Source organism: Streptomyces sp. Xyl84, assembly GCF_059731885.1.
The window spans coordinates 2,088,082-2,110,595 of sequence record NZ_AP029182.1 but is presented as its reverse complement, the minus strand read 5'-3'; the positions used below and the strand labels follow the sequence as shown (position 1 = coordinate 2,110,595).

Annotated in this window: 20 protein-coding genes; 10 read left to right on the top strand and 10 right to left on the bottom strand. The window is 73.3% G+C overall.

Annotation, left to right across the window (positions count from 1 at the left end):
* Positions 1–97 precede the first annotated feature (97 nt).
* The 8 genes from frr to AC6I72_RS08865 all read left to right on the top strand — a co-directional run bounded on the left by frr (position 98) and on the right by AC6I72_RS08865 (position 8,308).
* Complete coding sequence (gene frr, locus AC6I72_RS08900) at positions 98–655, top strand: ribosome recycling factor (RefSeq protein ID WP_014675285.1); 558 nt, start codon at positions 98–100, stop codon at positions 653–655.
* Positions 655–1,971, top strand: a complete 1,317-nt coding sequence (locus AC6I72_RS08895; protein ID WP_498000316.1) for a phosphatidate cytidylyltransferase — start codon at positions 655–657, stop codon at positions 1,969–1,971. Before frr ends, AC6I72_RS08895 begins: the two co-directional genes overlap by 1 nt.
* A gap of 88 nt (positions 1,972–2,059) precedes the next feature.
* A complete protein-coding gene (locus tag AC6I72_RS08890; RefSeq protein WP_498000315.1) occupies positions 2,060–2,236 on the top strand; it encodes a hypothetical protein in 177 nt (58 codons plus the stop codon).
* Between the two features lie 367 nt (positions 2,237–2,603).
* On the top strand, positions 2,604–2,960 hold the full coding sequence (locus AC6I72_RS08885; RefSeq protein ID WP_498000314.1) for a cytidine deaminase: 357 nt from the start codon (positions 2,604–2,606) through the stop codon (positions 2,958–2,960).
* A gap of 142 nt (positions 2,961–3,102) precedes the next feature.
* A complete protein-coding gene (gene rlmN / locus AC6I72_RS08880; RefSeq protein WP_498000313.1) occupies positions 3,103–4,209 on the top strand; it encodes a dual-specificity RNA methyltransferase RlmN in 1,107 nt (368 codons plus the stop codon).
* 345 nt (positions 4,210–4,554) lie between these two features.
* Positions 4,555–5,625, top strand: coding sequence for a thiamine ABC transporter substrate-binding protein (locus AC6I72_RS08875; RefSeq protein ID WP_498000312.1), 1,071 nt, complete (start codon positions 4,555–4,557; stop codon positions 5,623–5,625).
* On the top strand, positions 5,601–7,289 hold the full coding sequence (locus AC6I72_RS08870; protein ID WP_498000311.1) for an ABC transporter permease: 1,689 nt from the start codon (positions 5,601–5,603) through the stop codon (positions 7,287–7,289). Before AC6I72_RS08875 ends, AC6I72_RS08870 begins: the two co-directional genes overlap by 25 nt.
* Positions 7,289–8,308 carry an ABC transporter ATP-binding protein gene (locus tag AC6I72_RS08865; RefSeq protein WP_498000310.1) on the top strand — a complete coding sequence of 340 codons (1,020 nt, stop codon included), beginning with the start codon at positions 7,289–7,291 and terminating at the stop codon, positions 8,306–8,308. Before AC6I72_RS08870 ends, AC6I72_RS08865 begins: the two co-directional genes overlap by 1 nt.
* A 106-nt stretch (positions 8,309–8,414) precedes the next feature.
* Here the strand turns inward: AC6I72_RS08865 and AC6I72_RS08860 are convergent, their stop codons facing one another.
* From AC6I72_RS08860 to AC6I72_RS08835, 6 genes are all read right to left on the bottom strand, one after another.
* Complete coding sequence (locus AC6I72_RS08860; protein ID WP_498000309.1) at positions 8,415–9,545, bottom strand: LOG family protein; 1,131 nt, start codon at positions 9,543–9,545, stop codon at positions 8,415–8,417.
* A 279-nt stretch (positions 9,546–9,824) separates the two neighbouring features.
* Positions 9,825–10,241 (bottom strand): VOC family protein, encoded by a 417-nt coding sequence (locus tag AC6I72_RS08855; protein WP_498000308.1) that lies wholly within the window; start codon positions 10,239–10,241, stop codon positions 9,825–9,827.
* Positions 10,242–10,350: 109 nt separating this feature from the next.
* Positions 10,351–11,610: a hypothetical protein gene (locus tag AC6I72_RS08850; protein WP_498000307.1), complete on the bottom strand. Its 1,260-nt coding sequence runs from the start codon at positions 11,608–11,610 to the stop codon at positions 10,351–10,353.
* Positions 11,592–12,335, bottom strand: a complete 744-nt coding sequence (locus AC6I72_RS08845) for an ABC transporter ATP-binding protein (protein WP_498000306.1) — start codon at positions 12,333–12,335, stop codon at positions 11,592–11,594. The genes AC6I72_RS08850 and AC6I72_RS08845 overlap by 19 nt, the downstream gene beginning before the upstream one ends.
* A gap of 264 nt (positions 12,336–12,599) precedes the next feature.
* Positions 12,600–13,979, bottom strand: a complete 1,380-nt coding sequence (locus AC6I72_RS08840) for an aspartate aminotransferase family protein (protein ID WP_037863979.1) — start codon at positions 13,977–13,979, stop codon at positions 12,600–12,602.
* On the bottom strand, positions 13,964–14,488 hold the full coding sequence (locus tag AC6I72_RS08835; RefSeq protein WP_037863977.1) for an Lrp/AsnC family transcriptional regulator: 525 nt from the start codon (positions 14,486–14,488) through the stop codon (positions 13,964–13,966). The genes AC6I72_RS08840 and AC6I72_RS08835 overlap by 16 nt, the downstream gene beginning before the upstream one ends.
* A gap of 171 nt (positions 14,489–14,659) precedes the next feature.
* Here AC6I72_RS08835 and AC6I72_RS08830 point away from each other — a divergent pair, with 171 nt between their 5' ends.
* Positions 14,660–16,099, top strand: coding sequence for a gamma-aminobutyraldehyde dehydrogenase (locus tag AC6I72_RS08830; RefSeq protein ID WP_498000305.1), 1,440 nt, complete (start codon positions 14,660–14,662; stop codon positions 16,097–16,099).
* Between the two features lie 431 nt (positions 16,100–16,530).
* The gene (locus AC6I72_RS08825; protein ID WP_498000304.1) at positions 16,531–17,745 is read left to right on the top strand and encodes a polyamine ABC transporter substrate-binding protein; all 1,215 of its coding nucleotides are present in this window, start codon (positions 16,531–16,533) and stop codon (positions 17,743–17,745) included.
* Between the two features lie 74 nt (positions 17,746–17,819).
* Here the strand turns inward: AC6I72_RS08825 and AC6I72_RS08820 are convergent, their stop codons facing one another.
* Genes AC6I72_RS08820 through AC6I72_RS08805 form a run of 4 tightly spaced genes read right to left on the bottom strand, consistent with a single transcriptional unit; the run spans position 17,820 to position 22,460 of the window.
* Entirely contained in the window at positions 17,820–19,484 is a 1,665-nt protein-coding gene (locus AC6I72_RS08820) for an NADase-type glycan-binding domain-containing protein (protein ID WP_498000303.1), read from the bottom strand.
* Positions 19,481–20,065: a phage tail protein gene (locus tag AC6I72_RS08815; protein ID WP_498000302.1), complete on the bottom strand. Its 585-nt coding sequence runs from the start codon at positions 20,063–20,065 to the stop codon at positions 19,481–19,483. The genes AC6I72_RS08820 and AC6I72_RS08815 overlap by 4 nt, the downstream gene beginning before the upstream one ends.
* Positions 20,065–22,026, bottom strand: a complete 1,962-nt coding sequence (locus tag AC6I72_RS08810) for a putative baseplate assembly protein (protein ID WP_498000301.1) — start codon at positions 22,024–22,026, stop codon at positions 20,065–20,067. Before AC6I72_RS08810 ends, AC6I72_RS08815 begins: the two co-directional genes overlap by 1 nt.
* Positions 22,026–22,460 carry a GPW/gp25 family protein gene (locus AC6I72_RS08805; protein ID WP_037863966.1) on the bottom strand — a complete coding sequence of 145 codons (435 nt, stop codon included), beginning with the start codon at positions 22,458–22,460 and terminating at the stop codon, positions 22,026–22,028. The genes AC6I72_RS08810 and AC6I72_RS08805 overlap by 1 nt, the downstream gene beginning before the upstream one ends.
* Between the last annotated feature and the right edge of the window lie 54 nt (positions 22,461–22,514).

Below are 22,514 nucleotides of genomic sequence, written 5' to 3'. Positions count from 1 at the left end.
GGTCGGGAACCGTGCAGGAAGAAGACGCGACGCAGCCGGCCGGCGGCCCCGACCGGGAACCGCAGCCGGGCCTACTCAAGACACGCAGGAGCAAGTGGTGATCGAAGAGACCCTCCTCGAGGCCGAGGAGAAGATGGAGAAGGCCGTCGTGGTCGCCAAGGAGGACTTCGCCGCGATCCGCACCGGCCGTGCGCACCCGGCGATGTTCAACAAGATCGTGGCCGACTACTACGGTGCGCCGACGCCGATCAACCAGCTGGCCTCGTTCTCCGTGCCGGAGCCGCGCATGGCCGTCGTGACCCCGTTCGACAAGAGCGCGCTGCGCAACATCGAGCAGGCGATCCGCGACTCCGACCTGGGCGTCAACCCGAGCAACGACGGCAACATCATCCGTGTGGTGTTCCCCGAGCTGACCGAGGAGCGCCGCCGCGAGTACATCAAGGTGGCCAAGGGCAAGGGCGAGGACGCCAAGGTGTCCATCCGTTCGGTGCGCCGCAAGGCCAAGGACGCCATCGACAAGCTGATCAAGGACGGCGAGGTCGGCGAGGACGAGGGCCGTCGTGCGGAGAAGGAGCTCGACGACACCACCGCGAAGTACGTCGCGCAGGTGGACGAGCTGCTCAAGCACAAGGAAGCGGAGCTGCTCGAGGTCTGATGAACGACTCTTCCTGGGGAGCGCCGCAGCAAGCCGGGTACTGGGGGCCCGCCGAGGGGTCACCCGCCCAGGGACCCGTCCCGGGCACGACCCCCGCGGGCCCCGCGTACGATGCGCCGGGCGCCCAGCAGACCCGCCCCATGCCCATCGTGCCCGAGGTGCCCCCCCACGGCGGAAACCAGGAGGACGACCGGGGGGCCGCGTACACCGGCGGCTCCCCGTTCCGTGACGAGCCGCCCCGGCCGCAGCCCCACGGCCTTGCGGGGCCCCAGCCGCAGGACCCCGCGCAGCCGCAGCCGCGGGACCCCGCGCGTCCGCAGCCGCGGGCGCACCCGCAGTCGTACGACATGCCGCAGTCGCATCCGCAGCCGTACGAGGCGCCGCAGCCGCGGCCCTACGACACGCCGCGGACGCCGCCCGCCCACGGGACGGCGCCGCAGAATCCGGAGCCCATGCCCGACGCCCCGCAGCCGGCGCCCGCCCCGCAGGCACCGCAGAAGAAGAGCGCGGGACGGGATCTGGGCGCCGCCATAGGCGTCGGTCTCGGTCTCGGCGTGGTGATCATCGCGTCGCTGTTCGTCGTCAAGGCCGTCTTCGTGGGCGTCATCGCGGTCGCGGTCGTGGTCGGCCTGTGGGAGCTGACCTCCCGGCTGCAGGAGCGCAAGGACATCAAGGCACCGCTGGTGCCGCTCGCGGTCGGCGGCGCCGCGATGGTGGTCGCCGGATACGTCCGGGACGCCGAGGGCGCCTGGGTAGCGATGGCGCTGACGGCGCTCGCGGTCCTGGTCTGGCGGATGACCCAGCCGCCGGAGGGCTACCTCAAGGACGTCACGGCGGGCGTCTTCGCCGCGTTCTACGTGCCGTTCCTGGCCACGTTCGTGGCGATGCTGCTCACCGCGGCCGACGGGCCGTACCGGGTCCTGACCTTCCTCATCCTCACCGTGGTCAGCGACACTGGCGCCTACGCCGTCGGCTGGCGCTTCGGCCGGCACAAGCTCGCCCCGCGCATCAGCCCCGGCAAGACCCGCGAGGGTCTGGTGGGGGCGGTCGCCTTCGCCATGGCGGCCGGCGCCCTGTGCATGCAGTTCCTGATCGACGACGGGGCCTGGTGGCAGGGCCTGTTCCTCGGCCTCGCGGTGGCCGCCAGCGCCACCCTCGGCGACCTCGGCGAGTCCATGATCAAGCGGGACCTGGGCATCAAGGACATGGGGACCCTGCTGCCCGGTCACGGCGGCATCATGGACCGCCTGGACTCCCTGCTGCCGACCGCCCCCGTGGTCTGGCTCCTGATGGTCCTGTTCGTCGGCTCCTCCTGACCGGTGCGGCCGGGCCCGCGAGGCCCGAGAGGATCTTTGCGGCGGCCGGGCCCCACTTGCGGGGGCCCGGCCGTTGGAGTTCCGTCCCATGGGGCGGGGACGACTCGAGAAGGACGGCACCTACCACGGCGATCTGCCGTGCCGGTGGTGCGAGGCACTCATCGACCAGGGCGGGCGCCGCAGACCGCGCCGCTACTGCGGCGGCTGGCACCGGACGAAGGCCTACGCCTCGTGGGTCTTCGGTATCGTCGCCATCTTCTCCTGACCACGGATCCCGCCCGCTTCCGGCGTGCCTGCCCGTGCGTTCGGCGCGGACCGGGGGCCTGCGTCGACTCACCGGGCCGTCTTCGGGCCGTCAGGCCGACGGGAGTCCGGCCGTCAGGATGGCCCGTGTCCGGGCCGTCAGGCCGACGCGAGTCCGGCCCGTCAGGATCGCCCGTGTCCGGGCCGTCAGGCTCGCAGCGGATCCGGGCCGTCGGGCTCGCAGCGGATCCGGGCCGTCGGGCTCGCCTGGGACGAAATCACGGCTGTGACAGACTCCGGCGCATGAAACTCGACCAGACGCTCGTGGACGCGGCAGTGGAACTCATGGACCGGCGCTGGCCCGTCGGGGAACCCGGCGGGGCAGCGCCGTGCGGCTCGCCGACGGCGGCATCCTGACCAGCGTCGGCCTCGACAACCTGAACGGGTCCGTCGCGCTGTGCCAGGAGACCGGGGCGTTCATCCAGGCCTACACCCAGGACCGGACCGTCACCGCCTCCGTCTGCGTCTGCCGTGACCCGGAGCGCGGCAGGGTCCTGATCCTGCCGCCCTGCGGCGTCTGCCAGGAACGGCTCGCGCTCTGGGGGCCGTCCGTCGAAGTCGCCGTCCCGCGGGGAGACGACCCGACCGGCTGGGAGGCGCGCACCCTCGCCGAGGTGAACCCCTACTACTGGGGCCTGCAGTTCGCCGGGGGAAAGTGGCCTTCCCCGGCACAGCACTGCGAGTGACCGGCGGCGGCATCCCTCCCGGCCGGCGGGCCCGCGCCGGGGGGCCGCCGCCGTCACCGGCAACCGGTGACCGTCGCCGACGGCAGCCGCAGACAGCCGCTGCCCGTGGTCACCCGATTGGATCTGCGACACTGGTACCACCATGCCCAAGCCCGGAGAACTCACTTTCGTCGCCCCGCGCGGAGCCAAGAAGCCGCCGCGGCACCTTGCCGATCTCTCGCCCGCCGAGCGCAAGGAGGCCGTCGCCGCGATCGGCGAGAAGCCGTTCCGCGCCAAGCAACTCTCGCAGCACTACTTCGCGCGGTACGCGCACGACCCCGAGCAGTGGACGGACATTCCGGCCGGCTCGCGCGCCAGACTGCGTGAGGCGCTGCTCCCGGAGCTGATGACGGTCGTGCGGCATCTGGCGACCGATGAGGGCACCACCCGCAAGACGCTGTGGCGGCTGTTCGACGGGACGCTCGTCGAGTCCGTGCTGATGCGCTACCCGGACCGGGTCACCATGTGCATCAGCTCCCAGGCCGGATGCGGGATGAACTGCCCGTTCTGCGCCACCGGACAGGCCGGACTCGACCGGAACCTGTCGACCGCCGAGATCGTGCACCAGATCGTCGACGGCATGCGGGCCCTGCGCGACGGCGAGGTTCCGGGCGGCCCGGCCCGGCTGTCCAACATCGTGTTCATGGGCATGGGCGAGCCGCTGGCCAACTACAACCGCGTGGTCGGCGCCATCCGCGCGCTGACCGCCCCCGAGCCGGACGGGCTCGGCCTGTCCCAGCGCGGGATCACCGTCTCCACGGTGGGCCTGGTCCCGGCGATCCACCGGTTCGCCGACGAGGGCTTCAAGTGCCGCCTCGCCATCTCCCTGCACGCGCCCGACGACGAACTGCGCGACACCCTCGTGCCCGTGAACACGCGGTGGAAGGTGCGGGAGGTGCTGGACGCCGGGTTCGAGTACACCGCCCGCTCCGGGCGCCGGCTGTCCATCGAGTACGCGCTGATCCGGGACATCAACGACCAGGCGTGGCGCGGCGACCGGCTCGGCCGTCTGCTCAAGGGCAAGCCGGTGCACGTCAACCTCATCCCGCTCAACCCGACGCCGGGCTCCAAGTGGACCGCCTCGCGGCCCGAGGACGAGAAGGCGTTCGTCGAGGCGATCGCGGCGCACGGTGTGCCCGTCACCGTCCGGGACACCCGTGGCCAGGAGATCGACGGCGCCTGCGGCCAGCTCGCCGCCACCGAGCGGTAGCCGCGCCGGACGGACGGCCGACGAGAGACCCTCGCGCCGGGCGGACGGACGGCCGCCGTGAGGCAGCCGCGCCCGGTCGCCGGCCACCGGCCGGTGGCCCGGCGGCGGCCGGACGGTACGCTGAGCCCGTACACCGCTTCACGTTCCGACATCTTCATATTCCGACAGGGGAGCGCCACAGCGCTGAGAGTGCGGCACCGGCCGCAGACCCTCTGAACCTCGCCCAGGTCATTCTGGGTAGGAAGTTCGGTCATCACTCGAGCTGTTGCGCCCTGCCCGGGCGTCCCGCGCGGAACCCGGGCGGGGCCGCGTCTCTTCCTGGCCACCATCCAGGAGGAAAATCCAGTGCACCACAAGACGTTCGTCGCCGCGGCCGTCGGACTCGGCCTGGTCACGCTGTCCGCGTGCGGGTCGTCCGGTGACAAGGCGGCGGACACCAAGACCGTGACCGTGGTCAGCCACGACTCGTGGGCCGCGTCCAAGAGCGTCATCGCGGACTTCGAGAAGCGCACCGGGTACAAGGTGCGGATCCTCAAGGACGGCGACGCCGGACAGGCCGTCAACAAGGCCATCCTCACCAAGGACAACCCGCAGGGCGACGTCTTCTTCGGCGTCGACAACACGCTGCTGTCCCGCGCGCTCGACAACGGCCTCTTCCAGTCGTACGAGCCGAAGGACTCCGGCATGGTCGTCAGCCGGTACCGGGTCGACCAGGCCCGGCACCGCGTCACGCCCGTCGACACCGGCGACATCTGCGTCAACTACGACAAGAAGTACTTCGCCGACCGCAAGCTGGCGCCGCCGGCCTCCTTCGACGACCTGCTGAAGCCGCAGTACAAGAACCTCCTCGTCACCGAGGACGCGGCGACCTCCTCGCCCGGCCTCGGTTTCCTGCTCGGCACCGCCGCCAAGTACGGGGACGAGGGCTGGCAGGCGTACTGGAAGAAGCTCAAGGACAACGGCGTCAAGGTCGTCGACGGCTGGGAGCAGGCCTACAACCAGGAGTTCTCCGGTTCCGCCGGCGGGAAGAAGGCCAAGGGCGACCGGCCGCTCGTCGTCTCCTACGCCTCCTCGCCGCCCGCCGAGGTCGTCTACGCCGACCCGAAGCCGAAGACCGCGCCGACCGGCGTCGTGGACGGCACCTGCTTCCGCCAGGTCGAGTACGCCGGCCTGCTCGCCAACGCGCGGAACACCAAGGGCGGCAAGGCGTTCCTCGACTTCCTGATCAGCGAGGAGTTCCAGGAGGACATGCCGCTGAACATGTTCGTCTACCCGGTGCGCGAGACGGCCGCGGTGCCGGCGGTGTTCGCGCAGTACGGTCCGCAGGCCGAGGACCCGCAGACCATGGCCCCCGGCAAGATCGCCGCCAACCGTGACCAGTGGGTCAAGACGTGGTCCTCGCTCGTAGTGAAGTAGGGCCTGACACGGCACGTGTCCGGCGCAGGCGTGCGGGGAACGCGGCGCGGCTCGGCCTGATGGCCGTGCCCGTCGCGTTCTTCGCGCTGTTCTTCGCCTACCCGGTGACCGCGATCGTGCGGCGCGGACTGCACGCCGGCGGCTCCTGGCAGTGGGGGCAGTTCACGCAGGTGCTGGGCCGCTCCGACATCCTGCACGTGCTGTGGTTCACCACCTGGCAGGCGCTCGCCTCCACCGCGCTCACCCTGCTGATCGCGCTGCCCGGCGCCTACGTCCTCGCCCGCTACGACTTCCCCGGCCGCCACCTCCTGCGGGCGGTGGTCACCGTGCCGTTCGTGCTGCCCACGGTCGTCGTGGGCACCGCCTTCCTCGCGCTCCTCGGGCGCGGGGGACTGCTCGACGAGCTGTGGGGGGTGCGGCTGGACACCACCGTGTGGGCGATCCTCCTCGCGCACGTCTTCTTCAACTACGCCGTCGTCGTACGGACCGTGGGCGGTCTGTGGGCCCAGCTCGACCCGCGCCAGGAGGAGGCCGCGCGGATGCTCGGCGCCTCCCCGCTGACCGCCTGGCGCAAGGTCACCCTGCCCGCCCTGGCCCCCGCGGTCGCCGCCGCCGCGCTCATGGTCTTCCTCTTCACCTTCACCTCCTTCGGCGTGGTGCAGATCCTCGGCGGCCCCGGCTTCTCCACCCTCGAAGTGGAGATCTACCGGCAGACCTCGCAGATGTTCGACCTCACCACGGCCGCGGTCCTCACCCTCGTGCAGTTCCTCGCGGTGGGCGCGATCCTCGCCGTGCACGCGTGGACGGTACGGCGCCGGGAGAGCGCGCTGAAACTGGTGGACGCCTCCCGAACCGCCCGCCGTCCGCGCGGCGCCGGGCAGTGGACGCTGCTGGCCGCGGTCGTCGCCGTCGTCGCCGTGCTCCTGCTGCTGCCGCTGGCCGTGCTGGTGCGGCGCTCGCTCACCGCGCCCGGGTTCGGCTACTACCGTGCGCTGACCGACCCCGACGGCGGCACCTTCCTGGTCGCGCCGATCCACGCCGTCGGCGCCTCCCTGTCCTACGCGGCCGCCGCGACCGCCGTCGCCGTCGTCATCGGCTCGCTGGCCGCCGCCGCGCTCACCCGCCGCGACGCCGGCCGGATCGTGCGCGGCTTCGACGCGCTGCTGATGCTGCCGCTCGGGGTGTCGGCGGTGACCGTCGGCTTCGGTTTCCTGATCGCCCTGGACAAGCCGCCGCTGGACCTCAGACAGTCCTGGTTCCTGGTGCCCCTCGCGCAGGCCCTGGTCGGCGTGCCCTTCGTGGTACGGACCATGCTGCCCGTGCTGCGCGCGGTGGACGTACGGCTGCGGGAGGCGGCGGCCGTGCTCGGGGCGTCGCCGTGGCGGGTGTGGCGGGAGGTGGACCTGCCGCTGGTGCGGCGGGCGCTGCTGGTCGCCGCCGGGTTCGCCTTCGCGGTCTCCCTCGGGGAGTTCGGGGCGACCGTGTTCATCGCGCGTCCCGACAACCCGACCCTGCCGGTGGCCGTGGCCCGTCTGCTCGCCCGGCCCGGCGACCTCAACTACGGCCAGGCGATGGCCCTGTCGACGATCCTCATGGTGGTGTGCGCGGTGGCGCTGCTGGTACTGGAGAGACTGCGCGGCACCGACCGGACGGGGGAGTTCTGATGCTGCTGAGCCTTCAGGACGCCACCGTCCGCTTCGCCGGGCGGCCCGTGCTCGACGCGGTCGACCTCGCGGTCGCCGAACACGAGATCGTCTGCGTGCTCGGCCCCAGCGGCAGCGGCAAGTCGACGCTGCTGCGGACGGTGGCCGGGCTCCAGCCGCTGGACCGCGGCCGGGTGCTGCTCGACGGGCGGGACCAGGCGGGGGTCGCGGTGCACCGCCGTGAGGTCGGCCTGATGTTCCAGGACCACCAGCTCTTCCCGCAGCGGGACGTGGCCGGGAACGTCGGCTTCGGGCTGCGGATGCGCGGCGCGAGCCGGCGGGAACGGGCCGAGCGGGTGGCCGAACTGCTCGAACTCGTCGGCCTTCCGGGTGCGGGAGCGCGTGCCGTGGCCGCCCTGTCCGGTGGTGAGCAGCAGCGTGTCGCGCTCGCCCGCGCCCTCGCGCCCCGGCCGCGGCTGCTCATGCTGGACGAGCCGCTCGGCCAGCTCGACCGTTCCCTGCGCGAACGCCTCGTCGTCGAACTGCGGGAGCTGTTCGGGCGGTTGGGCACCACGGTCCTCGCCGTCACCCACGACCAGGGGGAGGCGTTCGCGCTGGCCGACCGGGTCGTCGTGATGCGGGAGGGCCGGATCGCCCAGTCCGGTACGCCGCTTCAGGTGTGGCAGCGCCCCGCCGACGCCTTCGTGGCACGCTTCCTCGGTTTCGAGAACGTCGTGGAGGCGAAGGTCGACGGCGAGGTGGCGCTCACGCCGTGGGGCAAGGTGCCGGTGCCCGCGAACGCCCCGCAGGGCGCCCGTGACGTCCTCGTACGGCCCGCCGGTGTCCGTCTCGTCCCGGCCGGCGAGGGCCTGCGCTGCACGGTGGTCGCCCGCACCTTCAGGGGCACCCACGTCACCGTCCGCCTTCAGCCGCCCGACGCGCCCCGGCTGGAGGCGGCCTGCCCCCTGCGGTCGGCCCCCGAGGTCGGGGACGAGACGGGCGTGGTGTTCGACCCGGCCGACACCGTGGTGCTGGGCTGACCGCGACGGCGGCCCGCCCGGCGGTGTCCCGGCGGCGCGGCCCGTGGAAGAGCGCTCCGCCGCCGGCCGGGGGCGCCGCGGTGCCCGGGCCGCCGGCCTCGCCCGTTCACCGTCCGCCGAGCCGCCTCAGCGCCCCGGGAGCCTCCTCGATGCGGTCCACCAGGGCGATGCGGTGCTCCATCGGGCGGCCTCGCGCGAGCGAGCGCAGCAACGGCCACGCCGGCAGCCGCTCCGTCCAGTGCACGCGGTCCACGAGCACCATCGGGGCGGGCTCGCCCCGCGACCCGTAGTAGTTCGGGGTGGCGTTGTCGAAGATCTCCTGGACGGTGCCCGCGGCACCCGGCAGGAAGACCACTCCCGCGGTGGAGCGGGCCAGCAGGCCGTCCTCGCGGGTGGCGTTGGCGAAGTACTTGGCGATGTGCGCCGCGAACGGGCTGGGCGGCTCGTGTCCGTAGAACCAGGTGGGTATGCCGACCGACGCGCCGCCGTCCGGCCAGCGGTCGCGCACCTCGAAGGCGGCGCGCGCCCACTCGGTGACCGACGGCCGGAACGACGGGGTCTTGCCGAGCAGGCGCAGCGCCTCGTGCAGCATCGCGTCGTCGAAGGGCGCGGCGTAGGCGCCGAGGTTCGCCGCCTCCATCGCGCCGGGGCCGCCGCCGGTGGCCACCGTGAAGCCGTCGCGGGCCAGCGCGCGTCCCAGGCGCGCCGCCCCCGCGTACTCCTGCGTGCCGCGCTCCATCGCGTGCCCGCCCATGACGCCCACCACCCGTGCGCCGGTGAGGAGTTCGTCGAGCGCGTCGGAGACGGCGTCGTCGTGGATCGCCCGCAGCATGGAGGCGTGGATGTCCCCGTCGGCCTTCGTCCGCTGGAACCAGGCGTAGGCGCGGGCGTCGGGAGTCGCCTCGTAGCCCGACTCCGCGAGTCCCTCGAACAGTTCGCCGGGGGTGTAGACGAAGCCCCGGTACGGGTCGAAGGGCAGGTGCGGTACGGGCGGGAAGACCAGGGCCCCGGCGGCGCGCACCTTCGCGGCGGCGTCCGGGGCCATGGCGCAGCCGAGGAAGACGGCGCCGGCCGTGTCGACGGAGACGAGGACGTCGCTGCGGTCCGTCAGGTCGACGGACTGGACGCGGAACCGGGCCAGGGAGCCGTGCGCCAGGACGACTTCGTCGAACTCGGCGAGGGACTCGATCTCACGGTCGGGGGAACCGCCGTGCGGCGGGTCGGATATCGGATGCACCCGCCCATGCTAGGCAGCGCCGCGGCGGGCACCGCCCAGGGCGGCCGGCCACCCGCCGCCCGAAGGGCGCGGACCGGCCGGCCGGTTCCCCCCACCGGCCGGCCGGCGCCGTGGGCGGCGGGCGGCGCCCTGTCGTGCGCGCCGCCGCACCGGGCGGTGCCGCCGAGCGTCCCGGCCGGCGGGCGGGACGGCCGTGCGTCCCGGCCGGCCGGTTGGGGCGGACGTGCGGGTGGAGCGGGCCCGGGGGGCGGCGCCGCGTGGCCCGCGGCTTTCCGGGGCTCAGCCCTGTACCGCCGCCGGGTCCATCCACATGACCTCCCAGGTGTGGCCGTCGAGGTCGTCGAAGGCGCGGCCGTACATGTGGCCGTAGTCCTGGGTCCGGCCGGTCGCCGTGCCGCCCGCGGCGACCGCCTTGCCGACCAGCTCGTCGACCTTCTCGCGGCTCTCGGCGCTCAGACAGATCAGCACCTCGCTGGTGCGGGTGGAGTCCGCGATCTCCTTCTCGGTGAAGTCCGCGTAGCGCTTCTTGCCGAGGAGCATCGCGATGATCGTGTCGCTGATGACGACGCAGGCGCAGTCGTCGGTGGAGAACTGCGGGTTGATGGTGTAGCCGAGTTCGGTGAAGAACTTCTTCGACGCGGCCACGTCCTCGGTCGCCAGGTTCACGAAGATCATCTGCTGGTAGCTGTTCGACATGGTGGGTCTCTCCCTCTGCGGTGCCGCCGTTCGTGCTGTTCGGTGGGGTGGACCGGGGATCCGCGCGGAACTCATCGGCTGCCGGGGATCTTTTTTTCGTACGGCTGTTTCAGCGCGCCAGCGGCAGCGCGGCGAGAGCGGCGATCACCAGGGTCAGCGGCACGAACAGGGCCAGCAGGGCGCCGGCGCGCAGGGCCGCGGCGGACCGCAGCGTGGTGGCCGGGGCGCCGAGCCGGCGCAGGGCGGCGATGGTCGCGGACCGGGACTGCCGGGCCTCCACCGCGGCGGTGAGCAGCGCGGCCACGGCGCAGCCGGCCACCAGGAGACCGCCCAGGGCGGTGAGGGGGCCGGGGTCCGGTGCCGCGCCGCCGGACAGAGCGACCGCGGCGTACGCGCCGGAGGCCACCGCGCAGACGACGCCCAGCGGGCGGCCGATCCGGCCCGCCTCCTCCATCAGCACCCGGCCCGCCAGCAGGCGTACGGCGCCCGGGCGCACCGCCTGGAGGAGGCGGCCGCACAGGTGGGTGAGGCCGGGGCCGGCCAGGGCCAGGCCGAGGGCGGTGAGCAGCCAGCCCGCCAGGACCGGCGCGGAGTCGGCGGCGAGGTGGCCCGGCAGGGCCGTGCGGGAGGCGGGGGAGCGGCCCGCGTAGGCCTCGACGGTGAGGCCGACGGCCAGTACGGCGATCCCCCAGGGCAGGCCGGCGGGGGGCCGGCGGGGCGGGAGGGGGCGGTGCGGGTCGGTGTCCTCCGGGGCGGTCCCGGTGCCGGGGCCGCCGGTGCCCTCGTCGGCGGTGCCGGCGTCGGCGGGGGCGTCCCCGTCCTGCGGGGCGGGCGCGGCGGCGCGGGCGGCCGGGCGGGGCTCGCGCGGACGCAGGGACCAGGCCACGGCGGCCGAGGCCAGGGCCGGGACGATCGCGAGCAGCGTCAGCGCTCCCGGCACCGGCAGCCGCTCGCGCGCGGCGAGGGCCCCGGAGGCGGCGCCGTCGAACGGCAGTCCGGTGAGTCCGCCGCGCAGGTGCAGGAAGAGCAGCAGCGCGAGGAGGGAACCGGCCGTGCCGGCCAGGGCGGTCGTGGCGGCCGAGACGGCCATCAGGCGGCCGGGGCCCAGGCCGAGCGCGGACAGTGCCGTGCGGGGCCGGGTGGCCGGGTCGGTGCGGGCCACGGCGACCGTCAGGTACACGGTGGCGGCCAGCGGCACCGCGCACCAGGACAGCCGCAGCAGCGCGGCGCCGGGGTCGTGCGGGTGGCCGAGGCCGTAGGCCAGGCTGCACAGCAGCAGGAAGCCGGTACCCGCCGAGGCGGCGGCCACCGTCAGGCGGCGCAGCTGCACGGCGGGGTGGGCGAGGCGGGTCAGACGGAGAGCGAGCACGCGGCCCGGCCTTCCGTCGCGTCACCCGCCGGGGGCAGCTGCACGGTCTTCACGCACCGCCCGTCCTGGAGGGCCACCGTGCGGTCGGCGAGGGCCGCGGTCGGAGCGTCGTGGGTGGCCAGCAGGACGGTGATGCCGTGCGAGCGGGCGGCCGTGGTGAGGGTGCGCAGCACGTGGGCGCGGTCGGCGCGGTGCAGCGGCGCGGTCGGCTCGTCGGCGAAGAGCACGGTGGGCGCGGGGGCCAGCGCCCGGGCGATGCAGACCCGCTGCCGTTCGGCCTGGCGCAGCTGGTGCGGGCGCTTGCGGGCCAGCTCTCCGACGTCCAGGCGCTCCAGCCACTCCAGGGCGGCCACCTTGGCCCGGCGCCGGCCGGTGCCGCGCAGCATGAGCGGCAGGGCCGTGTTCTCCCAGGCGTTCAGTTCCGGTACCAGGACGGGGGCGGGGTCGATCCAGCCGAACCGGTCGCGGCGCAGCCGCTCGCGGGCGAGTGCGCCGAGCGTGTGCACGGGGGCGCTGTTGAACCAGACCTCGCCCTCGCGGACCCGCACCATGCCCGACAGGCAGCGCAGCAGGGTGGTCTTGCCGCTGCCGCTCGGTCCGGCGACGGCGAGGATCTCGCCCTGCCCGACGCCGAGCGAGACTCCGCTCAGGGCGGGCGAGCCGTCCTTGTGGGTGTAGTGCAGGGCGCGTGCCCAGAGCACGTCGTTGTCCGGCGGGGCCACCATGGCGTACACCTCGGTTCGGATCAGGAATGCCGCGCGGGGTGCCGTGCGGGTCCGGGGATCCCTCGTGCCCGTTCTCCGTACGAATCCCTCGTACGGGGGAACGAAGGCGGAGCCGATCGGTCACGTCACGCTAGGCAGCCGGGGCCGGGTGGCCGGACAGCACACGGCCCCGGGCCGCCGTTTCCCACTCGAACGGACGGCTCCGGGGCCGGTGATGATCATCTGATCGGAGGTGTGCGCCGTGGTTCGCTCACCCCGGCGGGGTCACAGCTTGGTCCATGCCTCCGTCAGCACCGCGCGCAGGATCTGCTCGATCTCGTCGAACGTCTCCTGGTTGGAGATCAGCGGCGGGGCGAGCTGGACGACCGGGTCGCCGCGGTCGTCGGCACGGCAGTACAGGCCGTTGTCGTAGAGCGCCTTGGAGAGGAAGCCGTACAGGACGCGCTCGGTCTCCTCGTCGTTGAAGGACTCCTTGGTGTTCTTGTCCTTGACCAGCTCGATGCCGTAGAAGAAGCCGTTGCCGCGGACGTCGCCGACGATCGGCAGGTCGTGCAGCTTCTGCAGCGTGGACAGGAAGGCGCCCTCGTTGTCCAGGACGTGCTGGTTGAGGCCCTCGCGCTCGAACAGGTCGAGGTTGGCCAGGCCGACCGCGGCGGAGACCGGGTGGCCGCCGAAGGTGTAGCCGTGCAGGAAGGTGTTGTCGCCCTTGTAGAACGGCTCGGCCAGGCGGTCGGAGATGATGCAGGCGCCGATCGGGGAGTAGCCCGAGGTCATGCCCTTGGCGCAGGTGATCATGTCCGGGACGTAGCCGAACTTGTCGCAGGCGAACATGGTGCCCAGGCGGCCGAAGGCGCAGATGACCTCGTCGGAGACGAGCAGCACGTCGTACTGGTCGCAGATCTCGCGCACCCGCTGGAAGTACCCGGGCGGCGGCGGGAAGCAGCCGCCGGCGTTCTGCACCGGCTCCAGGAAGACGGCCGCGACCGTCTCGGGGCCCTCGAAGAGGATCTGCTGCTCGATCTGGTCGGCGGCCCAGCGGCCGAAGGCCTCGGGGTCGTCGCCGAAGATCGGGGCGCGGTAGATGTTGGTGTTCGGGACCTTGTGCGCGCCCGGGACCAGCGGCTCGAAGGGGGCCTTCAGACCCGGCAGGCCGGTGATGGACAGGGCGCCCTGCGGGGTGCCGTGGTAGGCGACCGCGCGCGAGATGACCTTGTGCTTCATCGGCTTGCCGGTGAGCTTGAAGTACTGCTTGGCGAGCTTCCAGGCCGTCTCGACGGCCTCGCCGCCGCCGGTGGTGAAGAAGACCTTGTTCAGGTCGCCCGGCGCGTAGTCGGCCAGCCGCTCGGCCAGCTCCACGGCCTTGGGGTGGGCGTACGACCAGACCGGGAAGAAGGCCAGTTCCTGCGCCTGCTTGAAGGCGGTCTCGGCCAGCTCGGTGCGGCCGTGGCCGGCCTGGACCACGAACAGGCCCGCGAGGCCGTCGAGGTAGCGCTTGCCCTGGTCGTCGTAGATGTAGGTGCCCTCGCCGCGCACGATGGTCGGCACGGGGGCGTTCTCGTACGAGGACATGCGGGTGAAGTGCATCCACAGGTGGTCGTACGCGGTTCGGCTGAGGTCCTTGCTCACGGTTATCGGGTTCCCCACATGTAGGTCTGCTTCTTGAGCTTGAGGTAGACGAAGCTCTCGGTGGAGCGCACCCCGGGCAGGGCCCGGATGCGTTTGTTGATGACGTCCAGCAGGTGGTCGTCGTCCTCGCAGACGATCTCCGCGAGGATGTCGAACGAGCCCGCGGTCATCACCACGTACTCGACTTCCGACATGTCAGTCAGCGCGTCCGCGATGGCCTCGACATCGCCCTCGACGTTCACACCGACCATCGCCTGCCGGCGGAAGCCCACGGTGAGCGGGTCCGTGACGGCGACGATCTGCATGACGCCCTGGTCCAGCAGCTTCTGCACGCGCTGGCGCACGGCCGCCTCGGAGAGGCCGACGGCCTTGCCGATCGCCGCGTAGGGCCGGCGGCCGTCCTCCTGGAGCTGCTGGATGATGGCGAGGGAGACGGCGTCGAGCTGGGGGGTGCCGTTCCCGTTGCGGGACTCGCGGGGCGAGTCCTTCTGGTCTGCGCTTCGACTGGCCACGTCCTCACTGTGCACGACGTCTCGACAGTTCCGCAACCCCGAACCGATGAAATTCGTTGTTTGCGGGGTCGAGTCTTGCGGATTTCGCAGAAGTGGTGGCAGTGGGGGTGTTGAAAACGTCGGCCGGGCGACTAGGGTGGGTGTCTCAGTGATTGGACACCTTGAACCCCACCAGGAGGGCCGGCAGTGAGCACCGAGCTGCGTCGTCTGCGCAACTACATCGACGGTGAGTTCCGGGACGCCGCCGACGGACGGACCACCGAGGTGGTCAACCCCGCGACCGGCGAGGCGTACGCGACCGCGCCGCTGTCCGGTCCGGCGGACGTCGACGCCGCCATGGCCGCGGCCGCCGCGGCCTTCCCCGCCTGGCGCGACACCACCCCGGCCGAGCGGCAGAAGGCCCTGCTGAAGATCGCGGACGCCTTCGAGGAGCGCGCCGAGGAGCTGATCGCGGCGGAGGTGGAGAACACGGGCAAGCCCGTCGGGCTGACCCGCTCCGAGGAGATCCCGCCCATGGTCGACCAGATCCGCTTCTTCGCGGGTGCGGCCCGGATGCTCGAGGGCCGCTCGGCCGGCGAGTACATGGAGGGTCTGACCTCGATCGTCCGCCGTGAGCCGATCGGCGTCTGCGCCCAGGTCGCGCCGTGGAACTACCCGATGATGATGGCCGTGTGGAAGTTCGCCCCCGCGCTCGCGGCCGGCAACACGGTCGTCCTCAAGCCGTCGGACACCACCCCGGCCTCCACCGTCCTGATCGCCGACATCATCGGTTCGGTCCTGCCCAAGGGCGTCTTCAACGTCATCTGCGGCGACCGCGACACCGGCCGCCTCATGGTCGAGCACGAGACCCCCGCGATGGCCTCCATCACCGGCTCCGTCCGCGCCGGCATGTCGGTCGCCGAGTCCGCCTCCAAGGACCTCAAGCGGGTCCACCTGGAGCTGGGCGGCAAGGCCCCGGTCGTGGTCTTCGAGGACACCGACATCGACAAGGCCGTCGGGGACATCGCCATGGCCGGCTACTTCAACGCCGGCCAGGACTGCACGGCCGCCACCCGTGTCCTGGTCCACGAGTCGATCCACGACGCGTTCGTCTCCGCGCTCGCCAAGGCCGCCGAGGACACGAAGACCGGGCAGCCCGACGACGAGGACGTCCTGTACGGCCCGCTGAACAACCCCAACCAGCTCAAGCAGGTCGCCGGCTTCATCGAGCGGCTGCCCGCCCACGCCAAGGTTGAGGCCGGCGGTCACCAGGTCGGCGACAAGGGCTACTTCTACGCCCCGACCGTCGTCTCCGGCCTCAAGCAGGACGACGAGATCATCCAGAAGGAGGTCTTCGGCCCGGTCATCACCGTGCAGTCCTTCACCGACGAGGACCAGGCCGTCGAGTGGGCCAACGGCGTCGAGTACGCGCTGGCCTCCTCGGTGTGGACCAAGGACCACTCCCGCGCCATGCGGATGTCCAAGAAGCTCGACTTCGGCTGCGTGTGGATCAACACCCACATCCCGCTGGTCGCCGAGATGCCGCACGGCGGTTTCAAGAAGTCCGGCTACGGCAAGGACCTGTCGGCGTACGGCTTCGAGGACTACACGCGCATCAAGCACGTCATGACCTCGCTGGACGGCTGACTCGCGCACGCCCCGGCAGCAACCGCGGCCCCGGACGGCGGACGGACCGTCCGGGGCCGCGGCACGTCCGCGGACACCCGGCGCCTTTCCGCGACCGCGCGGTGCTCCCGCAGCCCTACGGTGCTCCGCCCGCGGCCGTCCGGTGCTCCGCCCGCGGCCGTCCGGCGTTCTTTTCGCGGCCGTCCGGTGCTCCGCCCGCGGCCGTCCGGTGCTCCGCCCGCGGCCGTCCGGCGTTCTTTTCGCGGCCGTCCGGTGCTCCGCCCGCGGCCGTCCGGCGTTCTTTTCGCGGCCGCCCGGCGCGCGGCCCCCGGTGTTCAACGGCCTTGCGGGCAAGGGGCGGTGGGCCGTGGTCGACAAGGTGTCCGGGCAGCCCCGCCGCGCTCGACGGAGCGTCGATTGTCCGGGGCGGTCGCGGGCGGCATGCTGCGGGGATGCCCCGGACTCCGCTGACGCCCCGCACCCCGCCGCGCATCCCGCCCGCCGCCTCCCGCCGTTACCTGCTGCGCGCGCTCGGCTCCACCGCCGCGCTCGGCGCGCTCGCCGGATGCGGGGTGCCCGCCGCGTACGTCGCTGCGGGCGACCGCTCCGTCCCGGACCTGTCGGCCGCCGACAAGCGGCTGGCCTGGTCGAACTGGCCGCTCTACATCGACACCGACGACAAGAACCCGAACCGGCGGCCCACGCTGGAGGCCTTCGAGAAACGCACCGGGATCTCCGTGGCGTACTCGGAGGAGATCAACGACAACGACGAGTTCTTCGGCAAGATCAGCCCGTCGCTGATGAACCATCAGGAACCGGGCCGGGACCTCATCGTCATCAGTGACTGGATGTGCGCCCGCTTCGTGCGCCTGGGCTGGGTGCAGGAGATGGACCGCGCCCGGCAGCCGAACGTCGCCCGCCACCTCGACCCGCTGCTGCGCTCGCCCGCCTTCGACCCCGGGCGCCGGTTCACCGTGCCCTACCAGTCGGGCATCACCGGCATCGCCTACGACCGCCGCCGCCTCGGCCGCGACATCCACCGCGTCGCCGACCTGTGGGCGAGCGACCTCAAGGGCAGGGTGACGCTGCTGTCCGGCCTGGACGAGTCCTTCGCCCTGCTGATGCAGGGGGAAGGGGTCGACATCAGGAAGTGGACGGCGGACGACTTCCACCGCGTCTGCGACCAGGTGGAGCGGCAGGTCGCCCGCGGCCAGATCCGCCGCTTCACCGGCAACGACTACACCAAGGACCTGGTCAGCGGCGACGTCCTGGCCTGCCAGGCCTACTCGGGCGACGTGATCCAGCTCCAGGCGGACAACCCCGACATCCGCTTCGTCGTGCCCGAGGAGGGCGCCGAGCTGTGGTCGGACTCCCTGATGATCCCCGACCGGGCCGCCCACAAGGCGAGCGCCGAGCGCCTGATCGACTACTACTGCGAGCCCGAGGCCGCCGCCGCACTGGCCTCCTGGGTGAACTACGTCTGCCCGGTCCCGGCGGCGAAGGAGGTGCTGGCCGCCTCCGACGACGAGGAGACGGCCGCGCTGGCCGAGAACCCGCTGATCTTCCCGGACGCCACCATGCGCCGCCGCCTGGCCGTCGCCCGGGACATCACCTCCACGGAACGGGTGGAGTTCGCCAAGCGCTGGAACAAGATCGTGGGGCTGTAGGGGCCCTCCCGGGCCCCGCGCTCAGCGCCTCCCCCCTCCACGGGCTCCCGCCCGCACCCGGTTCCCCGGCCCGGTCAGCTCCCGCTCGAGTTGGACGGGCCGAAGAACTCGATCTCGGCGATGGAGACCTGCTTCTGCGCCGAGGGCTGGTAGGCCGACTCGAGGGTGAAGCGGACCGCCGTGGCCTTGCCGACGCGGAAGGCGCGGGTCTGGGGCCCCGCCCCCTGGTCGAGGACGAGTTCACGGGTCGTGGTCTTGCCGTCGGCCAGGGTGATCCGGGCCTCGATGCGGTGCGGGAGCGCCGACTTGGAGAGCTGGTCGGGACGGATGGACACACCCGGCGTGATGATCAGGTTCAGCAGCCGCGTGGGCTGGTCGAAGCGCGCCTCGATCCACTGGCCCTGGCCGCTCTCGGACACGCCCGGGCCCCACCAGGTGTTGTTGATCTTGTCGAACGCCAGGTCCGGCTTGTGCCCCGGGTACGAGCGGGAGGCGCTGACCCGGTCGGGCGCGACCGGGGCCCGCTTGGCGAAGTGGTCGCGGGTCGCCTGCACACCGTCCGGGATCTTCACGGCCAGCACGATCAGCAGGGTCAGTACGATCGCCGCGCCCAGCCAGGTCAGTACGCGGTCGAAGGCGCGGCGCAGCCGGGGGCGGTCACCGGCCCACGGCGCCTCGCGGTTGCCGCCGCGCAGCAGCCGCCGCCACCACGGCAGCCGGACCGGTGCGTGCCGGTCACCGGCCATGGGCATCGCACAGCGCGCGCAGTAGTGCCGCTCCGGCCGGTTCCGGGTGCCGCACCAGGGGCAGGGCAGACCGCCGTCCGCGCCGAGTTCCTCGCCGGGGGCCCGTACGGACTGGGGGCGCTGGGGGGCGGGGCGGCCGGGCAGCACCGGCGCGACGGAGGGCGCCGGGGCGGGCTGGGCGTCCGGGTCGGCGACCGGGATCAGCAGGCGCCGTGCCCGGTCCGCCGCGTCCTCCGGGGTGCCGGGAAGCGGGGCGCCGGGCGCGGCCGCCGGCGTGCCTGCGGGGGGTGTGGGCCAGGAGGCGGGCTCGGGGGCCGGGGTGGCGGAACCGGGGGCGGCGTGCGCGTCGGCGGGGTCCGAGAAGTAGTGGACCCCCGGGGTCGCGTTCGGGAGCGTGTCGTCCTCGCGGGTCCGGCCCGGGGCGTGCCAGGCGTCGCCGGCCGGTTCGCCGTCGGGCCGGGAGGCCGGGGCCGCCGGATCGTGACCGGCGCCGTCCGGCCGGGGGGAGGCGGGCCACTCCGGCGCGGCGGCCCGGGCGGCCTCCGGAGAGGGGGCCGTGGCGGCGGGGGCGCCGGGGGGCGTGGCCGGTCCGGCGGACGCGGGCCCGCCGGCAACGGCTCCCGAAGGCGCCGCTGCGGCGGACACGGACCCCGCGGGCGCCTGCCCGCGGGCGTCGGAGCCGCCCCCGTCACCCGGTCCGTGCCCGGCGCCCTGCGGGGCCGGGGCCGCGCCGGACGCGTCACCGCGCCCCGCCGGGGCGTCGGCGGCGGAGGAGCCGGTCGCCGGCGCCCCGGCGGCCGTGGACGAGCCGGCGGATCCGGCGGAGCCGCCGGACGCGGCGGCCCCGCTCGGCTCCGGCACCCGGGACGCGGCGGACGGGGTGCGGGACGCCGCCGGGTCCGTCCAGCTCAGTACCGCCCCGCAGGCGTCGCAGAACGACTGGCCCGGTTCCGCGCGGGTGCCGCAGTCGGCGCAGTTCTGGGGGGTCGTCATCTCTCGGGGGTCCTTTCGGCGGGTTCGGCGGGGACGGCGGGCCGGGCCGCGGTCACCTGCACCGTGTACGGCATGTGGGCGGGGCGGGCGGCCGCGACCAGGGAGTCCAGGCGGTAGCGGTCCGCGGGGGTCGGGTCGGGCAGCCGCAGGTGCACGTGCAGGCGCGGGCGCGCCTCGCCGGGCACCGGACCCAGCGGGCGGGCGCTCCAGGCGGCGCCACCGCTCTCGCTGATCTCCGGCTCGACCCCGAAGGCGAGCCGTACGGCCTCGGCCAGCCCGCGCCGGGTGCCGCGGACCCGGTGCAGGTACGCGGCGGCGGCCACCGCGGCGCGCAGCAGCGGCTCGGGTTCACTGCCGTCGGTCTCCGCGCCGACCCAGCCGCCCAGCCACTGGGCGAAGTCCAGCGGGGCCAGCGACGGCCGGAAGTACGTGTCCATGCAGTCGAGGACGTTGAGGATCGGCGCGAGGACCTCGTCCAGTCCGGCGACGAACCGCTGCGCGAGATCGTCGTCGGCGAACACCGCGGGCAGCATCATGCCGATCGGAGCGGACGAGCCCAGGCCGTCGATGGAGCCGCGCATCAGGCACCGTCCCCGATGACCCGCACCCGGTGGTCGAAGGAGAAGACGAGGGACGGCGCGGACAGGTCGATGCGGTCGGTGGCCTCGCCGCGCTTGCCGGTCAGCGGGTCGGCCGGGTGCAGGACCACCTGGTCGACCAGTTCGACGCCCGGCACGCGCTGGAGGACCGCGAAGACCTCACCGGACTGCACCGGACGGCCGAACGGCCAGCCCGTGCCCGCGGCCCCGCCGGTCAGCGGGTCGAGGTGCCGGTACAGCGCGTCGTGCGCGTCCCGCCGCACGCGGTCGGTGTCGACGCCCCGGAACGCGTGCACCGTCGCCACCACCGTCACACCCTGGTAGTACGGCGGGCCGACCGCCAGCCGGGTACCGATCAGGCGCCGTTCGTCCAGATGGCGGGTGATCCGGTCCAGCAGGGCGTCGCCCGGCACCAGTTGCTCGAAGCGGAGCCGGCCGCCCGGGTCCGGCACCGCCTGCGGCACCACGAGGACCCGTACCGCGTAAGCCCCGTGCTCGCCCTCCTCGCCCTCCAGGCAGGTGATCCGCGCGGTCTCCGGGGCGGCCCGCCGGGCCAGCTCCTCGTAGTCCCGCAGGGTCACCGCACGCTCCTGGGCGCGCAGCGTGATCGGCGCCCGGACCTTCGCCTCCTCGACGGTCTCCCCGTCCACCCCGCCGCGCGCGGCCTCGCGGTTGACGACCTCGGAGACGTACGGGATGGAGGTGCGCAGGATCTGCACGGCGCCGCGGGCGACGTTGCCCGCCCGGCCGCCGCCGGTGCGGTAGCGGCGGGCCCGGATGGGCGAGCCCTTGGGCGCCACCGTCCCGTACTGGCGCAGTGAGCCGTCGGGTTCGCGCACCGCCGGGCCGAAGGAGATCTCACCGGTCGTCGCGTCCAGGGTGATGTGCCGGTCGTCCGGGCCGGAGGCCGCGAAGTTCGGGACGACCTGCCAGTCCACCCAGCCGTCGTGCTCGGCGGTCTGCAGCAGCACCGGCGGGTCGTCCCCGACCACCGGCGCGTGCGTCAGACGCAGCCGCTGGCCCGGCAGCCCGGTGGACTCGCCGAGCGCCTCGTCGTACACCGTCTCCGCGTGCACGGTGGCGGTGGTGCCGCCGATCGTGAACGCCCCGGCGGCCCGGATGGTGGGGGAGGTGGTGTAGAAGGGCTGGCCGGGGTGGGGTTCGGTGACCCGGCAGCGCAGCCAGCCCGCCTCCTGGCCGGCGTTGCGGGACAGCACGTGCCCGCCGGGCACGTGCAGGACCACCTCGCCGGGCCGGTTGAGACCGCCGGTGCCGTCCCGGTCGACCTCGCAGGCCTGCCAGCCGTCCGCCGTCCACGCCTCCCACACCAGCGGCGGCTGGCGCGGGTCCACGCCGACGCCGTCGACCCGGCTGTCCAGGTCCAGGGAGACCGCGCAGTGCGGCACCGCCGCGGACAGGCCGAGCAGCATGCAGTCACCGGGGTCGGGGGACTCGGCGAAGCACAGCAGGTCCTTGTCCTCCTCGGCGAGGTCGTGGGTGCGGTCCACCGCCGCCTCGCCCCGGTGCTGCACCAGAAGGTTGCGCAACTCGCAGGGCACGACGGTCAGGTCGCGCTCGGTGGCGAAGACCACCGCCTCCTCGCTCTCCGTGCGCACGGTCGCCACCTCGGTGCCCACGGGCACCGCCACCGGCTCCTCCTGCGGCGCCGACAGCCAGAACGTGACGTCCGTGCGGGCGGCCGACGGCGGGAACAGGGTGATCCCGACCAGGTCGAGGAAGGCCAGGTGGTTCTTCTCCGGCACCCGGTTGAGCCGGTAGACGATCTGGTCGGCCATGTGGGCGACCGTCTCGACCAGGGTGACGCCCGGGTCGGAGACGTTGTGGTCGGTCCACTCCGGAGCACGCTGCTGGATGTAGCGCTTGGCGTCGTCGACGAACTGCTGGAAGCGGCGGTCGTCGAGGTTGGGGGAGGGCAGTGCCATCAGCGGTCGCTTTCCGGAGCCGGGGCGGTGCCGTCCGGCTCGTCGTGGGACGGAATGACGTAGAACGGGAAGACGAGGCTGCGCGGGTTGTTGGTGCCGCGGATCGAGTAGCGCACGTCGATGTAGAGGACGCTCTGGTCGCCGCCCGCCGACACCTCGACGTCGTCGACCTCGATGCGCGGCTCCCAGCGGTCCAGGCTGGCGTACACCTCGTGCTGGATGCGGCCCGCGGTCTGCTCGTTGACCGGGGCGAACACCAGGTCGTGGATGGCGCAGCCGAAGTCGGGCCGCATGGGCCGCTCGCCCGGCGCCGTCGACAGCACCAGACGGATCGCCTCCTCGACCTCGCGCTCGCCGCTGACCAGCGCGATCCCGCCGGTCGGCCCGATGCGCAACGGGAACGACCAGCCGGACCCCACGAACTGTTCGGCCATCAGGACGGCACCCGCTTTCCACTGGATCGGCGACGGCGGCGGCCGCCGGGGCGG

Excerpts from the sequence above, each read along its gene's own strand:
- AC6I72_RS08895 (WP_498000316.1), top strand. The coding sequence starts at position 655 with ATGAACGACTCTTCCTGGGGAGCGCCGCAGCAAGCCGGGTACTGGGGG.
- AC6I72_RS08890 (WP_498000315.1), top strand. The coding sequence starts at position 2,060 with ATGGGGCGGGGACGACTCGAGAAGGACGGCACCTACCACGGCGATCTG.
- rlmN (WP_498000313.1), top strand. The coding sequence starts at position 3,103 with ATGCCCAAGCCCGGAGAACTCACTTTCGTCGCCCCGCGCGGAGCCAAG.
- AC6I72_RS08865 (WP_498000310.1), top strand. The coding sequence starts at position 7,289 with ATGCTGCTGAGCCTTCAGGACGCCACCGTCCGCTTCGCCGGGCGGCCC.
- AC6I72_RS08855 (WP_498000308.1), bottom strand. The coding sequence starts at position 10,241 with ATGTCGAACAGCTACCAGCAGATGATCTTCGTGAACCTGGCGACCGAG.
- AC6I72_RS08845 (WP_498000306.1), bottom strand. The coding sequence starts at position 12,335 with ATGGTGGCCCCGCCGGACAACGACGTGCTCTGGGCACGCGCCCTGCAC.
- AC6I72_RS08825 (WP_498000304.1), top strand. The coding sequence starts at position 16,531 with ATGCCCCGGACTCCGCTGACGCCCCGCACCCCGCCGCGCATCCCGCCC.
- AC6I72_RS08820 (WP_498000303.1), bottom strand. The coding sequence starts at position 19,484 with ATGACGACCCCCCAGAACTGCGCCGACTGCGGCACCCGCGCGGAACCG.
- AC6I72_RS08815 (WP_498000302.1), bottom strand. The coding sequence starts at position 20,065 with ATGCGCGGCTCCATCGACGGCCTGGGCTCGTCCGCTCCGATCGGCATG.
- AC6I72_RS08810 (WP_498000301.1), bottom strand. The coding sequence starts at position 22,026 with ATGGCACTGCCCTCCCCCAACCTCGACGACCGCCGCTTCCAGCAGTTC.
- AC6I72_RS08805 (WP_037863966.1), bottom strand. The coding sequence starts at position 22,460 with ATGGCCGAACAGTTCGTGGGGTCCGGCTGGTCGTTCCCGTTGCGCATC.